Annotated in this window: 1 protein-coding gene; it reads left to right on the plus strand. The window is 65.0% G+C overall.

All coding sequences use genetic code 11. The features are described from left to right. Positions 1-38: 38 nt before the first annotated feature. A partial coding sequence (locus ACYPYD_RS15270; protein ID WP_459664014.1) for an outer membrane protein occupies positions 39-554 on the plus strand: 516 nt, incomplete at its 3' end.

Here is a 554-nt window from a genome sequence, read left to right on the forward strand (position 1 = left end):
TTTCCATGAGGGCACTGTACTTTGCGCCTTTGGGCGCGATGGCGCTCGCTCTTGCCGCGCCGGCTTTCGCGCAGGACGGGGATGCGGTGGACTGGAGCGGCCCGTATGTCGGCGGCTCGATCGGTTACACGTTCCAGCAGAATGACAGCAACGAGCATCTGCGCTTCGACACCAACGCCGATGGCAACTTCAACGACACCGTCACCACGACGACTGGCGCCAATGCCTTTTCTCCCGGCACATGCGGCGGTGCGGCGCGCGGCGCGACGCCTGACAGCGGCTGCCGCGGCGACAAGGATGCGCTGAGCTGGATGGGCCACGTCGGCTACGACCGGCAGTTCGGCAGCATCGTGGCGGGTGTGGTCGCCGAAGCGGGCAAGACGTACATCGACGATGCGGTGAGCGAATATTCGACGACGCCTGCCTACTACACCATGCGCCGTCAGATCGACTGGAACGGCAATCTGCGTGCCCGGCTCGGCGTGACAACGCGCAGCGGCATCATGCCCTATGTGACGGGCGGCCTGTCCTACGCCAAGGTGAGCAACAGCTTC

The organism is Novosphingobium sp. 11B (assembly GCF_054589055.1).